15 protein-coding genes and 1 pseudogene are annotated in these 19,321 nt (G+C 72.5%); 6 read left to right on the top strand and 10 right to left on the bottom strand.

The annotated features are described in order from the left end of the window. Window positions 1-75: 75 nt before the first annotated feature. Window positions 76-201, bottom strand: coding sequence for a hypothetical protein (locus tag AC0B61_RS32010; protein WP_471745184.1), 126 nt, complete (start codon window positions 199-201; stop codon window positions 76-78). A 13-nt stretch (window positions 202-214) separates the two neighbouring features. Here AC0B61_RS32010 and AC0B61_RS32015 point away from each other — a divergent pair. Beyond that, window positions 215-487: pseudogene (locus AC0B61_RS32015) on the top strand (MBL fold metallo-hydrolase); the annotation flags it as partial. A 631-nt stretch (window positions 488-1,118) separates the two neighbouring features. Next, window positions 1,119-3,038 carry an Ig domain-containing protein gene (locus AC0B61_RS32020; protein WP_471745186.1) on the top strand — a complete coding sequence of 640 codons (1,920 nt, stop codon included), beginning with the start codon at window positions 1,119-1,121 and terminating at the stop codon, window positions 3,036-3,038. A 388-nt stretch (window positions 3,039-3,426) separates the two neighbouring features. Here AC0B61_RS32020 and AC0B61_RS32025 read toward each other — a convergent pair whose 3' ends face one another. The 7 genes from AC0B61_RS32025 to dcd all read right to left on the bottom strand — a co-directional run bounded on the left by AC0B61_RS32025 (window position 3,427) and on the right by dcd (window position 9,827). After that, a complete protein-coding gene (locus AC0B61_RS32025; RefSeq protein ID WP_471745188.1) occupies window positions 3,427-4,767 on the bottom strand; it encodes a hypothetical protein in 1,341 nt (446 codons plus the stop codon). Window positions 4,768-4,872: 105 nt separating this feature from the next. After that, entirely contained in the window at window positions 4,873-5,691 is an 819-nt protein-coding gene (locus AC0B61_RS32030) for a class I SAM-dependent methyltransferase (protein WP_471745190.1), read from the bottom strand. Continuing rightward, on the bottom strand, window positions 5,688-7,019 hold the full coding sequence (locus AC0B61_RS32035) for an MFS transporter (RefSeq protein WP_471745192.1): 1,332 nt from the start codon (window positions 7,017-7,019) through the stop codon (window positions 5,688-5,690). Before AC0B61_RS32035 ends, AC0B61_RS32030 begins: the two co-directional genes overlap by 4 nt. Window positions 7,020-7,094: 75 nt before the next feature. Next, the gene (locus tag AC0B61_RS32040; protein WP_471745194.1) at window positions 7,095-7,574 is read right to left on the bottom strand and encodes an HIT family protein; all 480 of its coding nucleotides are present in this window, start codon (window positions 7,572-7,574) and stop codon (window positions 7,095-7,097) included. Window positions 7,575-7,630: 56 nt separating this feature from the next. After that, a complete protein-coding gene (locus AC0B61_RS32045) occupies window positions 7,631-8,731 on the bottom strand; it encodes a glycosyltransferase family 4 protein (protein WP_471745223.1) in 1,101 nt (366 codons plus the stop codon). Between the two features lie 47 nt (window positions 8,732-8,778). Then, window positions 8,779-9,303 carry a dCTP deaminase gene (locus AC0B61_RS32050; protein ID WP_471745195.1) on the bottom strand — a complete coding sequence of 175 codons (525 nt, stop codon included), beginning with the start codon at window positions 9,301-9,303 and terminating at the stop codon, window positions 8,779-8,781. Beyond that, complete coding sequence (gene dcd, locus AC0B61_RS32055; RefSeq protein WP_471745225.1) at window positions 9,300-9,827, bottom strand: dCTP deaminase; 528 nt, start codon at window positions 9,825-9,827, stop codon at window positions 9,300-9,302. Before dcd ends, AC0B61_RS32050 begins: the two co-directional genes overlap by 4 nt. 145 nt (window positions 9,828-9,972) lie before the next feature. Here dcd and AC0B61_RS32060 point away from each other — a divergent pair, with 145 nt between their 5' ends. Next, entirely contained in the window at window positions 9,973-10,917 is a 945-nt protein-coding gene (locus tag AC0B61_RS32060; protein WP_471745197.1) for an ROK family protein, read from the top strand. A gap of 80 nt (window positions 10,918-10,997) precedes the next feature. On the opposite strand, the gene AC0B61_RS32065 is transcribed toward AC0B61_RS32060, so the two are convergent. Together AC0B61_RS32065 and AC0B61_RS32070 are read right to left on the bottom strand one after the other, a co-directional pair. Next, window positions 10,998-12,191, bottom strand: a complete 1,194-nt coding sequence (locus tag AC0B61_RS32065) for an argininosuccinate synthase-related protein (protein ID WP_471745199.1) — start codon at window positions 12,189-12,191, stop codon at window positions 10,998-11,000. A gap of 64 nt (window positions 12,192-12,255) precedes the next feature. Further along, entirely contained in the window at window positions 12,256-13,599 is a 1,344-nt protein-coding gene (locus AC0B61_RS32070; protein WP_471745201.1) for an ATP-grasp domain-containing protein, read from the bottom strand. Window positions 13,600-14,426: 827 nt separating this feature from the next. Between AC0B61_RS32070 and AC0B61_RS32075 the strand changes: the two genes are divergently transcribed. Genes AC0B61_RS32075 through AC0B61_RS32085 form a run of 3 tightly spaced genes read left to right on the top strand, consistent with a single transcriptional unit; the run spans window position 14,427 to window position 19,299 of the window. Next, window positions 14,427-16,370 carry a non-ribosomal peptide synthetase gene (locus AC0B61_RS32075; RefSeq protein WP_471745203.1) on the top strand — a complete coding sequence of 648 codons (1,944 nt, stop codon included), beginning with the start codon at window positions 14,427-14,429 and terminating at the stop codon, window positions 16,368-16,370. Further along, window positions 16,367-18,463 carry a condensation domain-containing protein gene (locus AC0B61_RS32080; protein WP_471745205.1) on the top strand — a complete coding sequence of 699 codons (2,097 nt, stop codon included), beginning with the start codon at window positions 16,367-16,369 and terminating at the stop codon, window positions 18,461-18,463. Before AC0B61_RS32075 ends, AC0B61_RS32080 begins: the two co-directional genes overlap by 4 nt. After that, on the top strand, window positions 18,460-19,299 hold the full coding sequence (locus AC0B61_RS32085) for a phytanoyl-CoA dioxygenase family protein (RefSeq protein WP_471745207.1): 840 nt from the start codon (window positions 18,460-18,462) through the stop codon (window positions 19,297-19,299). Before AC0B61_RS32080 ends, AC0B61_RS32085 begins: the two co-directional genes overlap by 4 nt. Window positions 19,300-19,321: the final 22 nt, after the last annotated feature.

Genomic DNA, 19,321 nt, shown 5'->3' on the forward strand with positions numbered 1-19,321 from the left:
CCGGCCTGACCTGGCCGACCTGGCGGACCTCGCTGTCCCGAGTCCGACCAGGCCGGACCGCAGAACGCCGGGACACTAGCCGGCGCGGCCCCGGATCAGTGTTCTCGACTCGGCGGCGTCGCGGGGTTCGGGCGGCACGGCCGCGGCCGTCGTCGTGTACACCGCCTCGGCCGGCAGGCGCCGCTCCAGGGCGAGCAGCATGGCGGCCCCCGCGGACGCGGAGGGCTACGAACTCACCCCGTCGCTACGGCTGATCCGCACCCCCGGCCACAGCCCCGAGGACATCACGCTGCTGGCGGGCACCGACTCGGGCGTGGTGGCCTTCGCCGGCGACCTGTGGTGGCACGCGAACGGCCCGGCGGACGACCCGGTGGCCCCGGACCGCGAGGTACTGCGCGCCGCCCGACTGCGGGTGCTGGCCGCGGCGGACCTGATCGTGCCCGGCCACGGTGGCCCGTTCAAGACCGACGACCCCACTCCGCGCTAGGAGCGCTGTCCGTCCGGCCGGGGTCGAGGGGCGCAGATTCGAATCCTGTCGTCCCGACCAGCATTTCCGCAGGTCGTAGGCCGCTTTCACCGAACAGTGGAGGCGGCCTTTTTGATGTTCGGTCGGCTGATGGTCGCCGTGTGGTCCAGGCGGGCCGGCCGGGGCGCTGGTTGGCGACGCTGCGAACCGGGCGTTGTCGATCACGTCGAGCCGGTGACCCGGGCTGCGCGCTATTCCGGAGATCCCGAAATGATGGCTGGTGAAAGCATTCCGTTGCTGATTCCTCGTCAGGTTCTTTCCTTCCAAGAGGTTTCGGCGGCGCGCGCATCCTTCTTTTGCGTTATCCGTTGACTGAGGCCTGTCACCGCTGCTTTTCTTCCGTTCACGCCCCGCCGGAGCCTCCGCAGGCCGGCCACCGGGCACTGGTTTCCGCTGCTCCACCACCGCTCCGCAGCTCTGCCGCTGACACGGCGTCGGCCGACGTCCGTCAGCCCCCACGGCACTGCCGGTAAGCACGGGCCACTCCACCGTTACGCCTCGCGCCCGTGTCCTCGCCGGCAACCGCCCTGCCACGAGCCGTCATCCGAGCCGACCGGCACCGGAGACGGCAGGAGAGAGGATCCCCCCACACATGGGCATTCCCCGCATCCGTGCGACCAGACGAGTGGCCCTGGCCGCCGTCGCGTCGCTGTCCCTCGTCACCGCCGCGTTGACCACCACCGGTGCCGCCGCCCAGGCGGCGGACGAGCCGGCGTCGTCGCCGAACAGCTCCGTGACCAACCCGTACAGCCCGGCCTACCAGCACCCCTACCGGCACGGCGCCATGCCCACCATCGCTCAGAACGACAAGATGAAGCAGTGGGCCTCCAGCCACCAGGAGTCCACCGCCGGCGCAGCCACCGGACCGCAGACCCTCTCCTACGGCGGCGGGATCGACGGGATCGGTGTCCAGAGCGGGCACTCCAAGGTCTACCTGGTCTTCTACGGCAACCAGTGGGGCACGCAGACCACGGACGGCAACGGCAATGCCAAGTTCTCGGGCGACTCGGCCGGGGCGGCGGGCGCGGCGCAGCAGATGTTCAAGGGCATCGGCACCGGCAACGAGCTGTGGTCCGCGGACCTGACGCAGTGGTGCGACGGGCCGAACGTGGCCACCGGAGCCACCAGTTGCCCCTCGAACGCGAACTTCGTCCCGTACCAGAGCGGCGGGGTGCTCGCCGGCGTGTGGTACGACAACGCGGCGGCGTCACCGAGCGCGGCCACCGGGCACCAGCTCGGCCAGGAAGCCGTCAACGCGGCCGCACACTTCGGCAACACCACGGCGGCGTCCAACCGGGACGCCTACTACGTGGTCCTGTCGCCGCACGGCACCAACCCGGACAACTACCAGAACCAGTACTGCGCGTGGCACGACTACAACGGTGACACCACGCTGACCGGCGGCGCGGTCAACTCCCCGTACGGCGACATCGCGTTCAGCAACCAGCCCTACAACATCGACTCGGGCGCCGGCTGCGGCGTGGGCTTCGTCAACTCGCCCGGCACACTGGACGGCTGGACCATGACGCTCGGCCACGAGTGGCACGAGATGATGTCCGACCAGAACCCGGCCGGCGGCTGGACCAACCACGTGTCCGGCAGCTCCTACAACGGCCAGGAGAACTCCGACGAGTGCGCCTGGCTGTCCCCGGGCACCGCGGGCGGCGCGGCCAACATCACCTTCGGCAGCTTCGGCACCTGGGCCGAGCAGGCCAGCTGGTCCAACGACACCAACTCCTGCGCCATCTCCCACCCCATCGTGGGCGGCGGCTCGACGGGCAACACGGTGACGGTCACCAACCCCGGTGACCAGACCACCGCGCAGGGCTCCTCGGTCAGCCTGCAGCTCCACGCCAGCGATTCGGCCTCCGGCCAGAGCCTCACCTACTCGGCCACCGGCCTGCCGGCCGGTCTGGTCGTCAACTCCGCGACCGGCCTGATCACCGGCACCGCCACCACCGCCGGCAGCTACAGCGTGACCGCCACCGCCAAGGACACCACCGGCGCCACCGGCTCCACCAGCTTCGGCTGGACGGTCACCGGCGCCGGCGGCTCCTGCACCCCGGCACAACTGCTCGGCAACCCCGGCTTCGAGACCGGCTCCGCCGCGCCGTGGACCTCGACCAGCGGCGTCATCGACAACTCGGCGTCCGAGCCGGCCCACAGCGGCTCCTGGAAGGCGTGGCTGAACGGCTACGGCTCCGCGCACACCGACAGCCTCTCGCAGACCGTCACCATCCCGGCGGGCTGCAAGGCCGCCCTGAGCTACTGGCTGCACATCGACACGGCCGAAACCACCACCACGGCCCAGTACGACAAGCTCACCGTGACCGCCAACGGCACCACGGTGGCCACGTACTCCAACCTCGACAAGAACACCGGCTACGCCCAGAAGACGGTCGACCTGTCGGCCTACGCCGGGCAGAGCGTCACCCTCAAGTTCACCGGCGTGGAGGACTCCTCGCTCCAGACCAGCTTCGTGATCGACGACACCGCGATCCAGACCAGCTGACCCTGGTCCGCGTCCCGACACCGGGCCCGGCGGCCTTGCCGCCGGGCCCGCCCTTTTCGTGGCCGGCCGACCATGACGGCACCCGGGTGGCGACGAGGCGGAGGAGGTCCGATCGTGGCCTGAGCAGGACCCCACCGGCGTCGGCGCCGGCGGCGCGGCGGTTACCTCCTTCTCTGCAGGCAAGGGATGCGCGGCCGGTTGCCTGGCCCGGCCGCGCATCCCGTTTCGGGCACACGATGGGAAAGGCCTTCGCCGCCGCTCTCGCGGCCGCCCACTGGCCGTCGACGAGGACAGCAGCACCTTCGTCCCGTACCCCGCGCTGCCCGATCCCCAGGACTGACGGACGGGAAGCCCCGGGCTCCTGGTAGGCGAGCCTGATCGACGGCGCCTACGCCCCCGGGGCCGGGTAGGTGCGGAAGGTCGAGGCGGTCTCCGGCCAGTTGGCCTGCTGCCAGCTCCGCAGTTCCGGGTAGGTCGCGTGGGCGGGCACGACCACGAGGCGCTCGTCGAACCACCGGGTGAGGAACTCGCGCCGGTCACGCACCTCTTCGCGGGTGCGCCCGCTCAGCATGACCTGTCCGACGCCCTGGGTGGTGTCCTCCACCGCGTCCCCCGTCCGGAAGCCGTACGGGAGGTCGAGCCGCACGTGCTCGACCCCGGGCAGGGCGCGGATCTCCGCCGGTGCGGGGTAGCCGACCAGGACGCCGGGCCGATTGGCGAGGAAGATGGTGCTGACGCTCTCCGGGCGGACGGCGGGCTCGATCCCGGGGTCGATCCCCTCCGCGCACCGGATGGCGGCCTCGCCCAGGTCCACGCCGAACTTGAACTCCACCGACTCCGAGATCAGCCCGCCGCCGGTGCGGGCGCCGCACTCGCCGAACAGCAGCCGTCCGGTGTCCGGCTGGTGGAAGAGCTCCATGTGGAACACGCCGCGCCGCAGGCCGAGGGCCCGGAGTGCCGCCGTCACGACCGGCCGCGCGAGGGCGAAGGCAGCCGCGTCCTCGGTCGGGTCGAAGCGTTCCAGCTGGAGCACCCGGTTGGCGTCGACGGCGGTCAGGCACGGCTCCAGATAGGTGCCCACGCTGAGGAACCGGAGCTCCCCGTCGAACACCACGCCGTCGGCCATCCACTCCTCGCCCGGGGTGAACTCCTCCAGGACGAAGGTGCGTTGCGGAACGCCGCGGCGCCGGTACTCCGCGCAGGTCGCGATCAGCTCGGCCCGGCCCCGGACGACCGAGGTGTTCCGGGTGCCCGCTCCGGCGATGGGCTTGAGCACGGCCCGGTCGAAGTCGGGAACGGCGGACGGGTCCAGATGGTGGATGTCCTCGATGACCCATGAGCCGCCGACGTCCAGGCCGGCCGCCGCGACGAGCTGCTTCTGCAGCCACTTGTCCCGGAAGTTCGGGGCGATGTCGGCCTCCACGGCCGTCGGAAGGCCCAGGACCTGGGCCAGCGCCGCGCTGGTGACCAGCGCCTCCTCGTCCGAGGTCTGGAGGAACCGGAACCGGCGGTCGGCGACTCCGGTCCGGCGCAGACCGAGGAGGATGCTCTCGATGCTGCTCGGATCCTCGGCGAACACCCCTACCGCCCCGTCGGGGAGCTTCAGGTAGCCCCAGTCGTTCAGGTGCGGGCCGTGCACCACGTACGGGGTGATCCCGTTCCGGAGGCAGGCGCGGATCGCGTACGCGTCCGTACCGACGAGCAGGGCCGAGGGCTGGTCCTGGGGCAAGACTTCTCCTTCGTTCGTTGGGGGGCCGGGAGGCGTGGGTTCGAGGACGGGCCGAGGACGGCGAGGACGGCGAGGACGTGCCGAGGACGGGCCTGAGGGCGGACCCTAGAGGTCCGCGATCCGCCACACCCCGATCGACTTGTCGGCGAACCGGTGCTCGACCCGGGTGCCGTTCTCCTCGGTCAGGTAGACCTCGGTGCACTGTTCGTCGATCACCCGGAACGGCTCTGGCAGCAGGAACGGCGCCTGCCGGAGGTTGAGCGGGCGCCAGCCGCCCGCCTCGGTGGCGGCCTCGTTCCCGGCCCGCCCGGTGAAGGTGGTCGTCGCGAGGTAGGTCGAGCCGCTGCGGCGGACGTTCTCCAGCACGCGGTGCACGTCGTCGTCGCCGAGGTGCACCAGGCAGTCGCGGGAGAACACCAGGTCGACCTCGGGCAGCGGGTCACGGGTGAGGTCGAGGACCCGGAACTCGCGGTCGGCGCGGGCGAAGCGCGCCCGGTTGCGCTCGATCACTGCGGGGACGATGTCCGCACCGATGTAGCGGTCGACGCCGAGGTCGACCCGGGACATCCAGAAGAAGTCCCCGCACGGCGCGTCGAGCAGGCTCCGGACCCCGAGCTCGGCGAGCAGGGACGGCAGTTCGGCACGGAGCGCGGCGGTCTGGGTCAGGTTCGACCCCAGGCCGGAGCGGGACTCCCCGCCGTCCCCGGTCCCTTCGCGCCCGATCCCGTCGCGCCCGATCCCGTCGCGCCCGGCCCCGTCGCGCCCGGCCCCGTCGTCCTCGGCCCTGTCGTCCTCGGTCAGGGTCCAGGCCCCGCTGGCGTAGATCCGGGCGAAGGTCTCCCGGAGCGAGTCGCGGGGCGGCCCGGCGGGTTCCGGCATCGCCGTGGAACCCCGTCCGCTCGGCTGCTCGACGGTGTCGGTCATCGTTCCCCCTCGGTTGTTCGGATGGATCCCGGCACGGCTGCCGGGGCTGGTCCCGGACCGCCGGGACCGCCCGGGGCGGTCGCGGCCGCCGGCTCGTACGGCAGGGCGCGCACCCCCGGGACGGTGAGGACGGCGCACGCGGTAGCGGCGATCAGGCAGGCCGCCCCCAGGAAGACGGTGCCGGTGCCGACGCGGTCCGCGATCGGGGCGGCGACCGCCAGGCCGAGCGGGAGGAAGACGAAGGAGCCGAAGGCGTCGTAGGACATCACCCGGGACATCGACTCCTCCGGCACGTGCTTCTGCAGCGCCGTGAGGAAGGTGACGTCGTTGAGGCTCATGCACAGGCCGGTGAACGCCATCGCTCCGGCGGTGACGGCGAGCGGCGCGGCGCAGGCGAGGCTGAGCAGGGCGGGCACGATCCCCAGGGTGCAGAGCACCGCCGTCCGCAACGGCCGCCTCGGCCGCAGGCGGATGGCCAGCAGGCTGCCCGCGACGAAGCCCACCGCCTGGGCGGTGAGCACCGCGGCCCAGGCGGACGCGCCGCCGAGCCGCTCCTCGGCCACGACCGGTCCCAGCACGACGAAGCCGCCGCCGATGCACACGTTCACCAGGGCGAGTTGCGCCACCGCGGTCCACAGCCAGGTCCGACCGGTGAACTCCAGCCATCCGTGCCTGAGTTGGGAGAGGATGCCCTCCTCGGCGGCAGGCTCCCCGGACCCCCCGCCGGACCTGCCGTCCGCCGCGCCGGCCAGCCGGACGCCGGCCAGCAGTGCCGCGGACACCAGGAAGGTCGCCGCGTCCACCACCAGCGCCCAACCGGCGCCGAACAGCGCGACCAGCACACCGGCGAGCGCCGCGCCGCCGATGCTGCCGGCGTTCATCGACAGCTGGACCAGCGCGTTGGCCGACTGGATCCGCTCGGTGGGCACCAGCTGGACCGTGACGCTCCGGGACGCCGGGGTGAACAGCGCGCCGGCGGCGCCGCCGACCAGCGACAGGCCGACCAGGCTCGCCACGGAGGCGGTCCCGGTCAGCACCAGCACCGCGATCGCGCCCTGGGACGCGCCCGCGACCAGGTCCGCCCAGACCATGACCCGGTGCCGCGGCAGGCGGTCGGCCAGCACGCCGCCGTAGAGCAGGAACGCGACCTGGGCGGCGAGTCGGGCGGCGGTGACGATCCCGAGGGTGGTGCCCGAGCCGCCCGGCATGCCGAGGACGGCGAAGGCCAGTCCGACCGGCGCGATCGCGTCCCCGAGCAGGGAGACGGAGCGGGCGGAGAACAGCAGCAGGAACGAGCGCTCCCGGAGGAGGGAGAGATCAGTGCGCAATGAATGCCTTTCGCTCTTCCCCGACGGAATCGGGGAACCCGACGGAAGCGGGGGATCCGGCGGAAGCGGGAGCCGTCACGTCCGGTCCCGGCCCGGCTGGTCGTCTGGCAGCAGGGAGAGGCGGGCCCGGGTCGCCGCGAGCCGCTCCAGCGGTACCGGGGAGGCCGTCCAGGGGCGATGGAGGTGGTCGCCGGCGGTCCGCGGCACCAGGTGGACGTGCAGGTGGAACACGTCCTGCCAGCCCGCGGCCCGGTTCGCCTGGAACAGCGTCAGACCGTCCGGTGCGAGCACGTCGCGGATCCGCCCGGCCAGCCGGTGGACGGTGGCCATCACCGCGGCGGCGTCCGCCGCGGTGATCTCCCAGAGGTCGGCGGCGTGGCGCTTGGGGATCACCAGGGTGTGCCCGTCCATGACCGCGGTGATGTCCAGGAAGGCGAGGGTGTGCTCGTCCTCGTGGACGATGGCGGCGGGCTGGCGCCGCTGGACGATGGCGCAGAAGACGCAGTCCGCGGGCCGTGCCGTCATCGTCGGAGCCGCCACGGTCGGATCCGTCACCGTCGGATCCGTCACGGTCGGACCCGTCACCGTCGGAGGCGTCAGCGCCGGACGCGTCATCGCCGGATCCCGCGGGACAGGTCGGCCAGCGCTCCAGCAGTGCGGGACAGCGGGTAGCGCCCGCTGTTGACCAGGCCGGCTGCGGCCAGCTCGTCCAGCCGTCCGGGGGAGTGCGCGAGCGCCTTCAGCCGGTCCCGGACTGCCGCGAGGTCCCCGAAGTCGACCGGCAGCGCGGAGCGGCCGAGCACCTCGGTCAGGCCCGGCACGGGCTGGTAGGCGACCGGCAGACCGCAGGCCTGCGCCTCGATGGTGACCAGGCCGAACGCCTCCAGCCTGAGCGAGGGCACGATCAGGAGGTCCTGCCGGCCGAACTCGCGCCACAGCTCCTCCCGGGACAGCCAGCCGAGGTAGCGCGCCCGCGACAGGTCGGACCGCGCGGCCAGCGCCGCGAACTCCGCCCGGGGAGCCGCCACCGAGAGCTCGACCCCGTCGAAGCCGGCCACCGCCTCGATCAGGCCGGAGGTGGCCTTCTCGGCCGTCAGCCGACCCGCGTACAGCACCCGCAGGGCGCCTGCTCCGTGCTCGGCGCGCGGGCGGGGCAGGGTGGGACGGTCCGCGAGCAGCCGGTCGGGGACGCCCCAGGGGATGTGCACGATCCGGTCCGCCGGGACCGGGGTGAGCCGGCGCAGCCGGTCCGCCATCGCCGTGGTGGGGACGACGACGGCGTCGGACGACGCCGCGGTCTCCCGGAGGACGACGGCCTGGGTGGGGTGGTCCGCGGCGAACAGCAGGTCGGTGCCGTGCACCAGCGCGATGCTCGGGCGGTCCGGGAAGACCCGCTGCAGCGCGGCCGTCGCGCCGAAGGCCAGGTGCTGGAGGTGGAGCACGTCGTGGTCGGCGGCGGCGAACCGCTCGCGGACGGCGGCGCCGAGCCGGTCCACGTAGGACCAGAAGTCGGGGCCCGACACGGTCTTGCCGGCCACCGGGAGCAGCACCGGTGCGTCCGGGCCGTCGGTCGTCCGCACGGGCCCTTCCGTCGGCGCTTTCGTCGGCGCTTTCTTCAGCGCTGTCGTCGGCGGATTCCCCCGGGCGAGCATGAAGACGTCGGCGGGGATGAGCGGGTCCGGCCCGCCGTAGAGGTCGCGCAGCAGCTCCATGCTGCCGCCCGGGCTGTCCGGCGGGAGGTCGATCCCGGTGAGGATGTTCACGCGAGCTCCTCGTACAGGCGGGAGGTGTCGATGCCGCTGGTCCGGGTGTACTTCCGGCCCATGTGCTGGTAACTGGCCGCGGAGCCGAGGGTCTTGAGGAAGATGATCTTTCCGAAGGTCATGCCCGGGTAGATCCGCACGGGGCGGACGACGCGGATCTCCAGCGTCCATCTGATGGCGTGGCCGACGTGGCCGAGCGGCGCCGAGACGTGCACCCAGACGCCCAGGGCGCCCACGGTGCGGTCGCCGTTGATCATCTGCGCGAAGCACTCGGAATGGGTGCGCTCGTGCGTCACCCCGAGATAGAGCTTTCCCGGCACCAGTACCATTCCGTCCGCCGGGATGGTGTGTTCGACGAATTCCGAGGAATGTGCCGCGTCGAGTTCCGAGTCGCACACCCGAATGGTGTCGCCGAGCCGCCAGTCGTAGGCGTTCGGGGATATTCGGAGCGGATCGAACGGCTCGATGACGATATCGCCGCCGGCGACCGATCTGGCGATCTCCGCCCGGGTGAGTATCACGTCTGCCCCAACTTGTCCCGCCAGTAGCGCGATTCCTGGGGGCCGACCGCCCCCTGGTACTTTCCGGAGTACGGTTCGATCTCGCCGAGCGTGTCGAAGAACATGATCTGCCCGATCTTCATGCCCGGGTACACGCGCAGCGGCCGGACCGACGACAGCATCAGCGTCCACTGGCCGTGGAAGCCGATGTCCCCGATCGGGGCGGTGATCTCCACGAACAGACCGAGCCGGCCGACCGAGGAGCGCCCGAACAGCAGCGGCACGAAGACGTCGGATCCGACCTCCTCCACGGTGTGCCCCAGGTACAGCTCGTCCGGCTGCAGCACGAAGCCGGCGGAGTCGATCTTGACGGCGTCCGTCGGGTTGGGCCGGTACGCGTCGATGACGCCGCCCGAGTAGGTGATCAGGGTCTCGCCGAGGCACACGTTGTAGCTGTTCGGGTTCACCTGGTCCCGATGGAAAGGGGATATGGAGATCCTGCCGTCGTGGGCGGATTCGATGATTTCTGGTCCGGTCAGGATCACTGGCTGCTCCCATTCTTCCAGCAGGTTCGGGAAATCGGCGGACGGATCGGCGGACGGATCGGCGGACGGATTCCGACGGGCGTCGTCCGGGTCGTTTTCCAGAATTCTTGCCAGTCCGTCCGGGCAGGCTTCATACTCGTTCCCCATGAAACACGTCATAGCCCTTGATGTGGGCGGAACCGGAATCAAGGCCGCGCTGGTCGGAATCGACGGCGAGCTGCTGCACCGCACCGGCCGGGAAACGCGTCGCGAACGCGGTCCGGCCGCCGTCGTGGCGTCCGTCCTCGACGTCGCCGCCGAACTGCGCACCGAGGGCGAGCGCCGCTTCGGCGAGTCCGCCCTGGCGGCCGGCCTCGCCGTGCCCGGCATCGTCGACGCCGCCACGGGCACGGTGGTGTACGCGGCCAACCTCGGCTGGCGCGACCTCCCGCTCGGCCCGCTGCTGGCGGAGCGCCTGGACGGCCTTCCGGTCGCCTTCGGCCATGACGTCCGCACCGGAGGGCTCGCCGAGCAGCGGATCGGGGCGGGCCGGGGCGTCGACCGGTTCCTCTTCCTGGCCCTCGGCACCGGCATCGCCGGCGCGATCGGCCTCGGCGGGCACATCGAGCCCGGTGCGCACGGTGCCGCGGGCGAGATCGGCCACATCGCGGTCCGCCCCGGGGGCGTCCCCTGCGCCTGCGGCCAACGCGGCTGTCTGGAGCAGTACGCGTCGGCGTCCGCGGTCGGACGGGCCTGGGCCGCCGCCTCGGGCCGACCGGACGCGGACGCGGCCGACTGCGTCCGGTCGCTGGCGGCCGGTGACTCCCGGGCCCGGCGGGTCTGGGCGGACGCCGTGGCCGCGCTCGCCGACGGCCTGGTCGTCGGTGTCACGCTGCTGGACCCGGCCAGGGTGATCATCGGGGGCGGGCTGGCCGAAGCCGGGGAGGCCCTGTTCGGTCCGCTGCGCGCCGCGGTCGAGGGCCGGCTCACCTTCCAGCGGATGCCGGACATCGTGCCGGCCGCGCTCGGCGAGGCGGCCGCGTGCCTGGGGGCCGGCCTGCTGGCCTGGGACCTGTTGACCCGGGACCTGCTGGACCGCCCCGCCGGTTGACGGCCGCCGCTCCCTCGCTGTCGGCCCGACCCGGGAGGGGCAGGCCGACGGCGTTCCCGGCGAGCCGTGCGGAGTGCCCATCAGGCCCCCGCCAACGCGGAGACCTCGGACCGTACGGACTCCTGCTCCCAGGCCTCCCGGTCGCGGAGGTAGCGCGGCCGCTCCGCGGTGATGGAGCGGGTCTCGGCGCCGCCCGGGGTGAGCCGCCAGCGGACCGACCCGGTCACCGGACGGGCGCAGTAGTCCATGAACGACTGGACAGCGGACCGCAGTTCACCGAACCAGCGGCCCTCCAGCCCCTCCCGCAGCCACAGCTGCTCCAGGTGCATCTTCTCGCGGATGGTCTCGGCCGAGAGCACCGCCGTCTCGAGGTGCCGGTAGCTGCGGAGCAGGAGCCATGCGGCCGGCATCTCCCGGATCTCCAGGACCTTCTCACCGCCGTCGAGGTGCTCCAGGCCGCTGTACCGGCCGAGGCCGAACGCGCCGACCCGTCGGTTCAGTTCGCCGACCAGCTGCACCAGGGGCAGCTCGACGCCGTCCACCGCCACCGGGGTCCCGCCCGCGAAGCGCACCTCGATGCCGTCCTCGACGGCCCCGGGCCGGCGCGCGCTCCACCGGAACATCTGCTCCGGCACCGCGTGCTGCTCGGGGTCGTCCAGGATCCCGGACTCGAACTCGCGGCACCACAGGTTGGAGTCGCCGCTGACCACGCGCTCGCTCATCCGGGCGAGCCCGGCCTCCTTCAGCTCCTGGGCCTTGACCTCCCGGCTCACCGGGTCGAGGTCGTACGGGCTGCCGTAGGCGCCGTCGAAGCCGAGCAGCTCCAGCGCTCCGTTGAGCCTGCGCATGGTGTTCTGGGAGCGGTTGGCGGTGTGCAGGACGGCCGATGCCTCCAGCCGCCGGGCCAGCTCGACGGCGAACCGCGCGATCAGCGGACGGCTCAGGGTGGAACTCACCGGGTGGGTGCCCAGGTAGACGGCCTGGCTGATGACGGCGGCCCGGACGAACTCGTCGGCGAAGGCCTGACGGCCGTCCACGATGTGCAGCCGGACGCCGAGTCCGTCGGCGATCTGCCGCTTCTGCTCGCTGGTCTCGTCCTCGCCGAGGTCGACGCTGAGCGCGTGGACGTCCCGGAAGCCGGCGTTCCTCAGCCGGAGCAGGAGGAAGCTGCTGTCGAGCCCGCCGCTGAAGAGCGTGACGACGGGGGTGTCCGCGGGCAGGGTGTCGGTGGTGAGGTGGCGGAAGGAGCGGATCAGGCGGTGACGGCGTTGCATGCTGGTCCTTCAAGACGTGGTGCCGGGGAGCGGTTCGGTGCGGGCGGCGGCCGTCGGGCGGTCCTCAGCCGTCCGAGAAGGTCGAGAAGGTGCTGAAGGAGGAGACGGATTCCGGCCAGTTCTCCTGCTGCCAACGGCGCAGTTCGGGGTAGCCCGCGTGCGGGGGGACGACCCGCAGGCGCTCGTCGAACCACCGGGTCAGGAAGTCGCGGCGGCTGCGGAACTCCTCCCGGGTGCGGCCGCTCAGCACGACCTGGCCGACGGCCTCGGTGGTGCTCGCCAGCGCGTCCGACATCCGGAAGCCGTACGGGAGTTCCAGCCGCAGGTACTCGACGCCCGGCAGGGCCCGCACCTCGGCCGGGTTCGGGTAGCCGACCAGGACGCCGGGGCGGTTGTTGAGGTAGGTGGAGCCGATGGTGTCGGGGCGCACCTCGGGCTCGATCCGCGGATCGGTCCCCATCGCGCAGCGGAGTGCGGTCACCGCGAGATCGACACCGAACTTGGCTTCCACCAGCTCGGGTTGGAGCAGGCCGCCGGTGCGGGCCGCACACTCGCCGAACACCAGGCGCCCGGTGTCCGGCTGGTGGAAGAGCTCCATGTGGAAGGTGCCGCGCCGCAGGCCGAGTGCCCGCAGGGCCGGCTCGACGACCGAGCGGGCGAGCTCGTAGGCACCCGCGTCGGCGGTCGGGTCGAGCACCTCGACCTGGAGCGCCCGGTTGCCGTCCACCGTGCTCAGGCAGGGTTCGCCGTAGGTGCTCACGCTCAGGAAGCGGAGCTCCCCGTCGAACACCACTCCGTCGGCGATCCATTCGTCGCCCGACACGAACTCCTCGAGCACGAAGGTGCGTTGGGGCGTTCCGGTGCGCCGGTGCTCGGCGCACCGGGCGATCAGGCCGGCCCGGCCCTCGACGACCGAGGTGTTCCTGGTGCCCGCTCCGGCGACCGGCTTGAGGACGGCCTTGCCGAACTCCTCGACGGCCGCCGGGTCCAGGTGGTGGACGTCCTCGATCAGCCGGGACGCGGTGACCTCGATGCCCGCCTCGGCGAGCGCCCGCTTCTGCAGCCACTTGTCCCGGAACCGTACGGCGGTGTCCGGATCCACGGCGACCGGGGCGCCCAGGACCTGCCCGAGGGCGGCCACCGTGACCAGCGCGTACTCGTCCCCGGTGTGGACACAGCCGAACTCCCGGTCGGCCAGGCCGGCCCGGTGCAGGCCGAACAGGACGCTCTCCACACTGGTGGTGTCCTCGGCGAAGACGGTCTCGACCCCGTCCGGGATCTCGATGAATCCCCAGTCGTGCAGGCCGGGACCGTACACCACGACGGGCTTGATGCCGGTCCTGAGGCAGGCCCGGATCAGATAGGGATCCGCGCCGATGATCAGGGCCGAGGACTGGTTATCAGACATGGGGCTTCCTTTGGAATCGGGCCTTCCAGCCCCGAGGGATCACGCATCGGTTCAGAGGCGCGGTGCCAGGGCTGCCGTCGTGACGGGGAATTCGCCAGGGGGGGTGCGGAATCCCTCGCCAATAACCGGGCGAGTGATTTCAGGAGCGCGCGGGAGCCGTTTCTCGTGGCAAGCCCGGCACGATGCAGCGGACAAGCGAACCCCCCGGTCGGCTTCGGAACTGTGGCGTCGCAGCTCTTGATCCATAGTCCATGACAAGCCGCAGATGTGCAATGGCACATTGCACTTCGCGCCGATGGTGGGGGTATCTGGTGGATTTTGGTCCGTTTTGACACGCGGAGCCGACCGGTGAGCCCGAGGCCCGGTGGGCTCGACGACCCCTCGTCGACGCGCGGTTGACGGGCCGTCGGATCGCCTCCGCATGCCGGGTGGGAAGTCCGACGATCGGGGTGATCGGTGCGAAACAGGCATAGCGCATGATTGCCGGTATTCCCCGGGAGAGGGTGGCGGGAGATCGTCGGATTGCTTAGGCTCCTGGGGGTTCCGGCATCGGAGGCAAGTTCCGGCGGTAACGAACGCCGATGGAATTCCCGGGTTTTCCAGGGACGGCGCCGCTCGGGCCCGGGCCAGAACAGGACATCGGAGTCCGACGATTCCGCTCCGGGCGCCCCGAACCTCGGCGAGAGCGGTCCCGAGCAATCCTTTCCGTCGCTTTCCGGGATTCACCGACAGCCGTGCAGCGCCGCCATCGGACTCATCAGCAACGAATTCCGCGGTGCCGTGTCCACCGACCCGGTCACCGCACGAGAGGACGGAGTCAGCCAGTGATGCAGCGGAACGACGGACCGACCGGGGCGGGGTCGACCACCGTGCACGCCCGGTTCGAAGCGCACGCGGAGCGCGCTCCCGACCGGACGGCCGTGGTCGCGGACGACAGGACCCTGAGCTACGGCGAGTTGAATGCCCGGGCGAACCGACTGGCCTGGCGGCTGCGCGAGCTGGGGGTCGGCCCCGACATCCTGGTCGGGATCTGTGTCGAACGGTCCGCCGCGATGATCGTCGGGCTGCTCGGCATCCTGAAGGCGGGCGGCGCGTACGTCCCGATCGACCCCGGGTACCCCCCGGAGCGGCTCGACTTCATGCTGCGGGACAGCGCCGTCCCGGTGCTGGTGACCCGGCGCCGACTGGTCGGCCGGCTCCCCGCGCACGAGGCGGCCGTCGCCCTGCTCGACGAGGACCCGGCCGGTCCCGCGGACAACCCGCCCGTCGTCGGCCGACCCGATCTCGCCAACGTCATCTACACCTCCGGATCCACCGGAACGCCCAAGGGCGTGCTGGTGCCGCACCGGAGCGTCGTGCACCTGGTCACCGACCAGAGCTACGTCACCATCGGCCCGCAGGACCGGGTCGCCGCGCTGGCCACGCTCTCCTTCGACGCCTCGACCTTCGAGATCTGGGCGCCGCTGCTGAACGGCGCGGCCTGTGTCGTCCACAGCTTCGGGGGCACCGACCTGGACGCCCTCTGCCGGCGGGTCCGGGAGGACGCGGTCTCCGTCCTGCACCTGACCAGCGCCGTCTTCCGGCTCCTGGAGCCGGGCCACCTCGCCGATCTCTCCGGCGTGCACACGCTGCTGTTCGGCGGGGACTCCGTCCGCGCCGACGTGGCGGACCGCGTGCAGCGTTCCTTCGGGGGGCGGCTGGTCCACCTCTACGGGCCGACCGAGACCACGGGCTTCGCCACCCACCAGGACGTGCGGGCGATGGCGCCGGACGCGACGACGGTCCCGATCGGCGGACCGATCGACCGGGTCAGGGTCCGGGTGCTCGGGCCGGACGGCGAGGACGTCCCGGACGGCGGGACGGGCGAGCTGTACATCGGCGGAGCCGGGATGACCCGCGGCTACCTCAACCGCGCCGAGCTCACCGCCCAGCGCTTCGTCCCGGATCCGCGCGGCGGGGCCGGCCGGCTGCTGTACCGGACCGGCGACCTCGTCCGGCGGGGCCCGGACGGGACGCTGCGGTTCCTGGGCCGCGCCGACCGGCAGATCAAGGTGCGCGGCTACCGGATCGAGCCGGGCGAGATCGAGGCCGTGCTCACCCGGCACCCCCGGGTGAACGACGCGGTCGTGGTGGCGCGTGACGACGGCACGGGGGACAAGCGCCTGGACGCCTATGTCGTCTGCTCGTCCGCATCGACCGGAGAACCGGGAGCGCCGACCGGAGCCGGTGCGCAGGGCGGGCCGGAAGGCGCGGTGGACGTCCCCGGGCTCACGACCGAGCTCCGCCGACAGATCGCGACGGTGCTTCCGCCGCACCAGCACCCGGCCTCGATCACCGTGATCCCGGCGATCCCGCTCACTGCGAACCTCAAGCTGGACCCGGCGGCACTGCCGGCCCCCGCCGAGGAGCGAGGCGACGCCCGCAACCCCGCGACGACCCCCCGCGACGAGCTGGAGGCGGAACTCGCCGAGCTGTGGCGCGAGATGCTGGGGCTCGCGGAGGTCGGGATCGACGACGACTTCTTCACGCTCGGCGGAGACTCCATCTCGGCGGTGCAGGTGGCCACGGCGGCGACCCGGGCCGCCGGGGTCCGGATCACCGTGCGCGATGTCCTCGGCGCGCCGACGATCCGGCAGCTCTCGCTGCTCGCGTCCCGCTCGGCCGGCCCGGCGGCCGGCGTTCCGGGCCCGGCTGCACGCGTTCCGGGCCCGGCGTCGGGGTCGGAGTCGGAAGCGGAGTCCGAAGCGGAGTCGGCCGGGAGTACGGCATGAGCGCCGGCGCGGCCGCCGACGCGGTCGCCGGCGCGCCCCTGACCAGGGCGCAGAAATTCCAGTGGTTCCTGGAGAAGGGGTTGGCCGAGGGGCTTCGGCGGCTCCCGGCATCGACCGACGAGGCCGCCGCCCGCCAGTTGGTGCGCGCCCTGGAGGACCGCTTCGAGATCCTGCGCACCTCGCTCGCCGTCATCGACGGTGAACTGCGGCAGGTCGTCCACGGGTCGGGCTCCCCGGTGGAGCTGGTGGCCATCGGGCCGGACGGCACCGTCCACCAGGGCATGGCCGACCTGGTGCGGGAGTTCACCGCGCACGTCCACGGCAGGATCGGCCGGCTCCTGGTGCAGTTCCGGCTGCTCCGGGCGTCGGGCCGGTACTGGCTGGCCGTGGTGGCCGACAACGTGGCCGTGGACGCCGGGTTCCACGGCGTGGTGGAGCAGGCGATCACCGAGCTGCTGGGGGAGCGGTCCGACGGTCCGGCCGCCGACGTCCTGCGGGGACGGCCGGGGATTCAGCCCGCCGAGCAGGCCCGGCGCGAGGCCGACCCGGCCGAGGACACCGAACGGGCCAGGGCGCTCGACTACCTGCGGAAGCACTTCTCCTCCGCGCCCGCCCGGATGCATCCGCACCGTCCGCCCGCCGACGGCGAGGAGGGCCGCTACTACCGGAGCACCCTCACCCTCCCGGGCGCCGACGGCCTCTTCGCCCGGGTCATGGCCCGGGCCGGAGTGCTGCCCTCGGCGGTCGTGCTCGCGGCCTTCGCCCGACTGCTCTGCTGGCGCGGCGACACCGACGGGTGCACGGTCAACGTGTCCCTGGACAACCGGCACAACGCCGACCTCCGCCGGGTGCTGTGCGCCACCGCGCAGCGCTCGCCGGTCGCCCTGCCCGGCGGGAGCCGGAGCCTGCTGGCGGCCGCCGAGGAGGTCCAACGGACCCTGGCCGAGGGACACCCCGCCTACGGCCGGTACGACCCGTTCGACCTGATCCGCGAGCGGATCGAGGCCCAGCACCGTCGGGGCCTCTGCCTGTCCACCGACCTCGCCTTCAACTTCATCCCGCCGCCCCAGGGTTGGGCCCGGCTGCTGGAAGGCGAGCACGGCGGCACCGACCGGGCCGACCGAACCGACCGGGCCGGTACCGACCGGACAGACCGGGCCGGTACCGACCGGACCGGCTCCGCGATCAGCTGGGCGGCCACCGCCGAGACCTCCTACGAGTACGGGGCCAGCCTCTCCGTCCGCTGGGCCGACCCGCGGACCGTCCGGCTCTCCGTCCACGGCGACTCCCGGGTGCTGCCGCCCGAGCAGTGCGCGGCGCTGCTGCGCGGCATCGAGCTCGCCCTGACCCGGATCGCGGCGGGCCAGGACTGCGCGCCCGACGACATCGCCGCCGCGGTGGGACTGGTCCGGCCGGCCCGGGGCCCCCGCGAACGGCGGTCCGGCGAACGGTGGATCGACCTCGGGGCGATCGAGGACCGGCTGCGCTCGCTGGCCGGGGTGGCGGAGGCCGCGGTGGCCCTGGTGCCCGGTGACGGGTCCGACACCACCGCCCGGCTGACCGCGCGGGTCACCCCGGCCGACGGCGCCACCCCCTCCCCGTTCGACCTGAGGGAGGAAATGCTCCGGGCCGTCCACACCGGCGAACTCCTGGCCATCCCGGAGTGGTTCGAGATCGACGGCGGTGAGGCCTCGGACGGCCGGGCGCCCACCCGGCGGCCCCCCGTCACCGCGGCGGAGGGCACGCTGCTCGGCATCCTGGCCGAGTCCGGCCTCGCCGTCGAACCGGACCTCGACCTCTGCTACGTCCGTGCGGGCGGCCGGCTGGAGCGCCACCCGCAGCTCGCGGAGCTGATCCGCCGGAGCGGCTACCGTCCGCCCGGCTTCACCGAGCTCAGCGGCATGACCACCCTGCGCGGCCTGGCCCGGGACCTCCGCCCAAGCCGTCCCGAACCCCGGCCCACCGAACCGACCGAGCCGACCGAACCCACCGAACCGACCGCACCGACCGAACCCACCGAATCGACCGAGCCGACCGAATCGACCGAATCGACCGAACCGACCGAACCGACCGACCCATCGGAGCACCCATGACGATCGCCAGGCCGGAGCCGGTCCTGTCCCAGGAGGAGGCCGACCGCTTCTGGCAGGACGGCTACCTGCTCATCCCCGGCGTCCTGACCAGGGAGGAGGCCAGGCACCACGCCGGCCTGATCCTCGACCTGCTCCCGCGCGACCTGCGCGTCCCCGAGCACTGGCAGGCGTACGACGGCCGGTTCAAGCCCTACAACACCCCCGGGAACCAGACCTTCGACGGTCCGGAGTTCATCCCGCTCCTCCAGAACGAGCTGCTCTACCGGGTGGCGGCCCAGCTCCTGGGGCACCCGCGGCTGCTCGTCCGGGACGGCTCGGTCGCCATCACCATGCGCAACGACGCCGCGCACGCCGACGAGCTGAGCCAGGACCTGCACATCGACCCGGCGGTGCCCGAGGACGTGGACGAGTTCCTGTTCACCCCCGAGGAGGTCGAGATCGGCGGCTGCTACTACTTCACGGACGTGGCCCCCGGCGGCGGTGGCATCCACGTCGTGCCCGGCGGCCACCGCATCGTCGAGGCGGAAGCCCGAGCCGTCCCCAGGGGGCGGCAGCTGCACGACAAGTGGCGGAACATCCCGCACCTCAGGAGCATCGAAGTCACCGGCGCGGCAGGCGACTTCGTGCTGACCCACCACCTGATGCCGCACGCCGCCTCGCACAACCGCAGGCCGGAGGCACGGGTCGCCCAGTTCGTCCGCTACGCCCGGGACGACCAGCCCTGGGAATCCGGCGACCGTCCCGGCGACCGCCCGGCCGGCCACTCGTACAACGGCCTGCAGACCGCGGCGATGACGCCGCTCGGCCGCAGGCTGCTCGGTGCCGACCCCTGGTAGGCCCACTGGTTGGCCCCGCCCG

This window comes from Kitasatospora sp. NPDC023385, assembly GCF_055664045.1.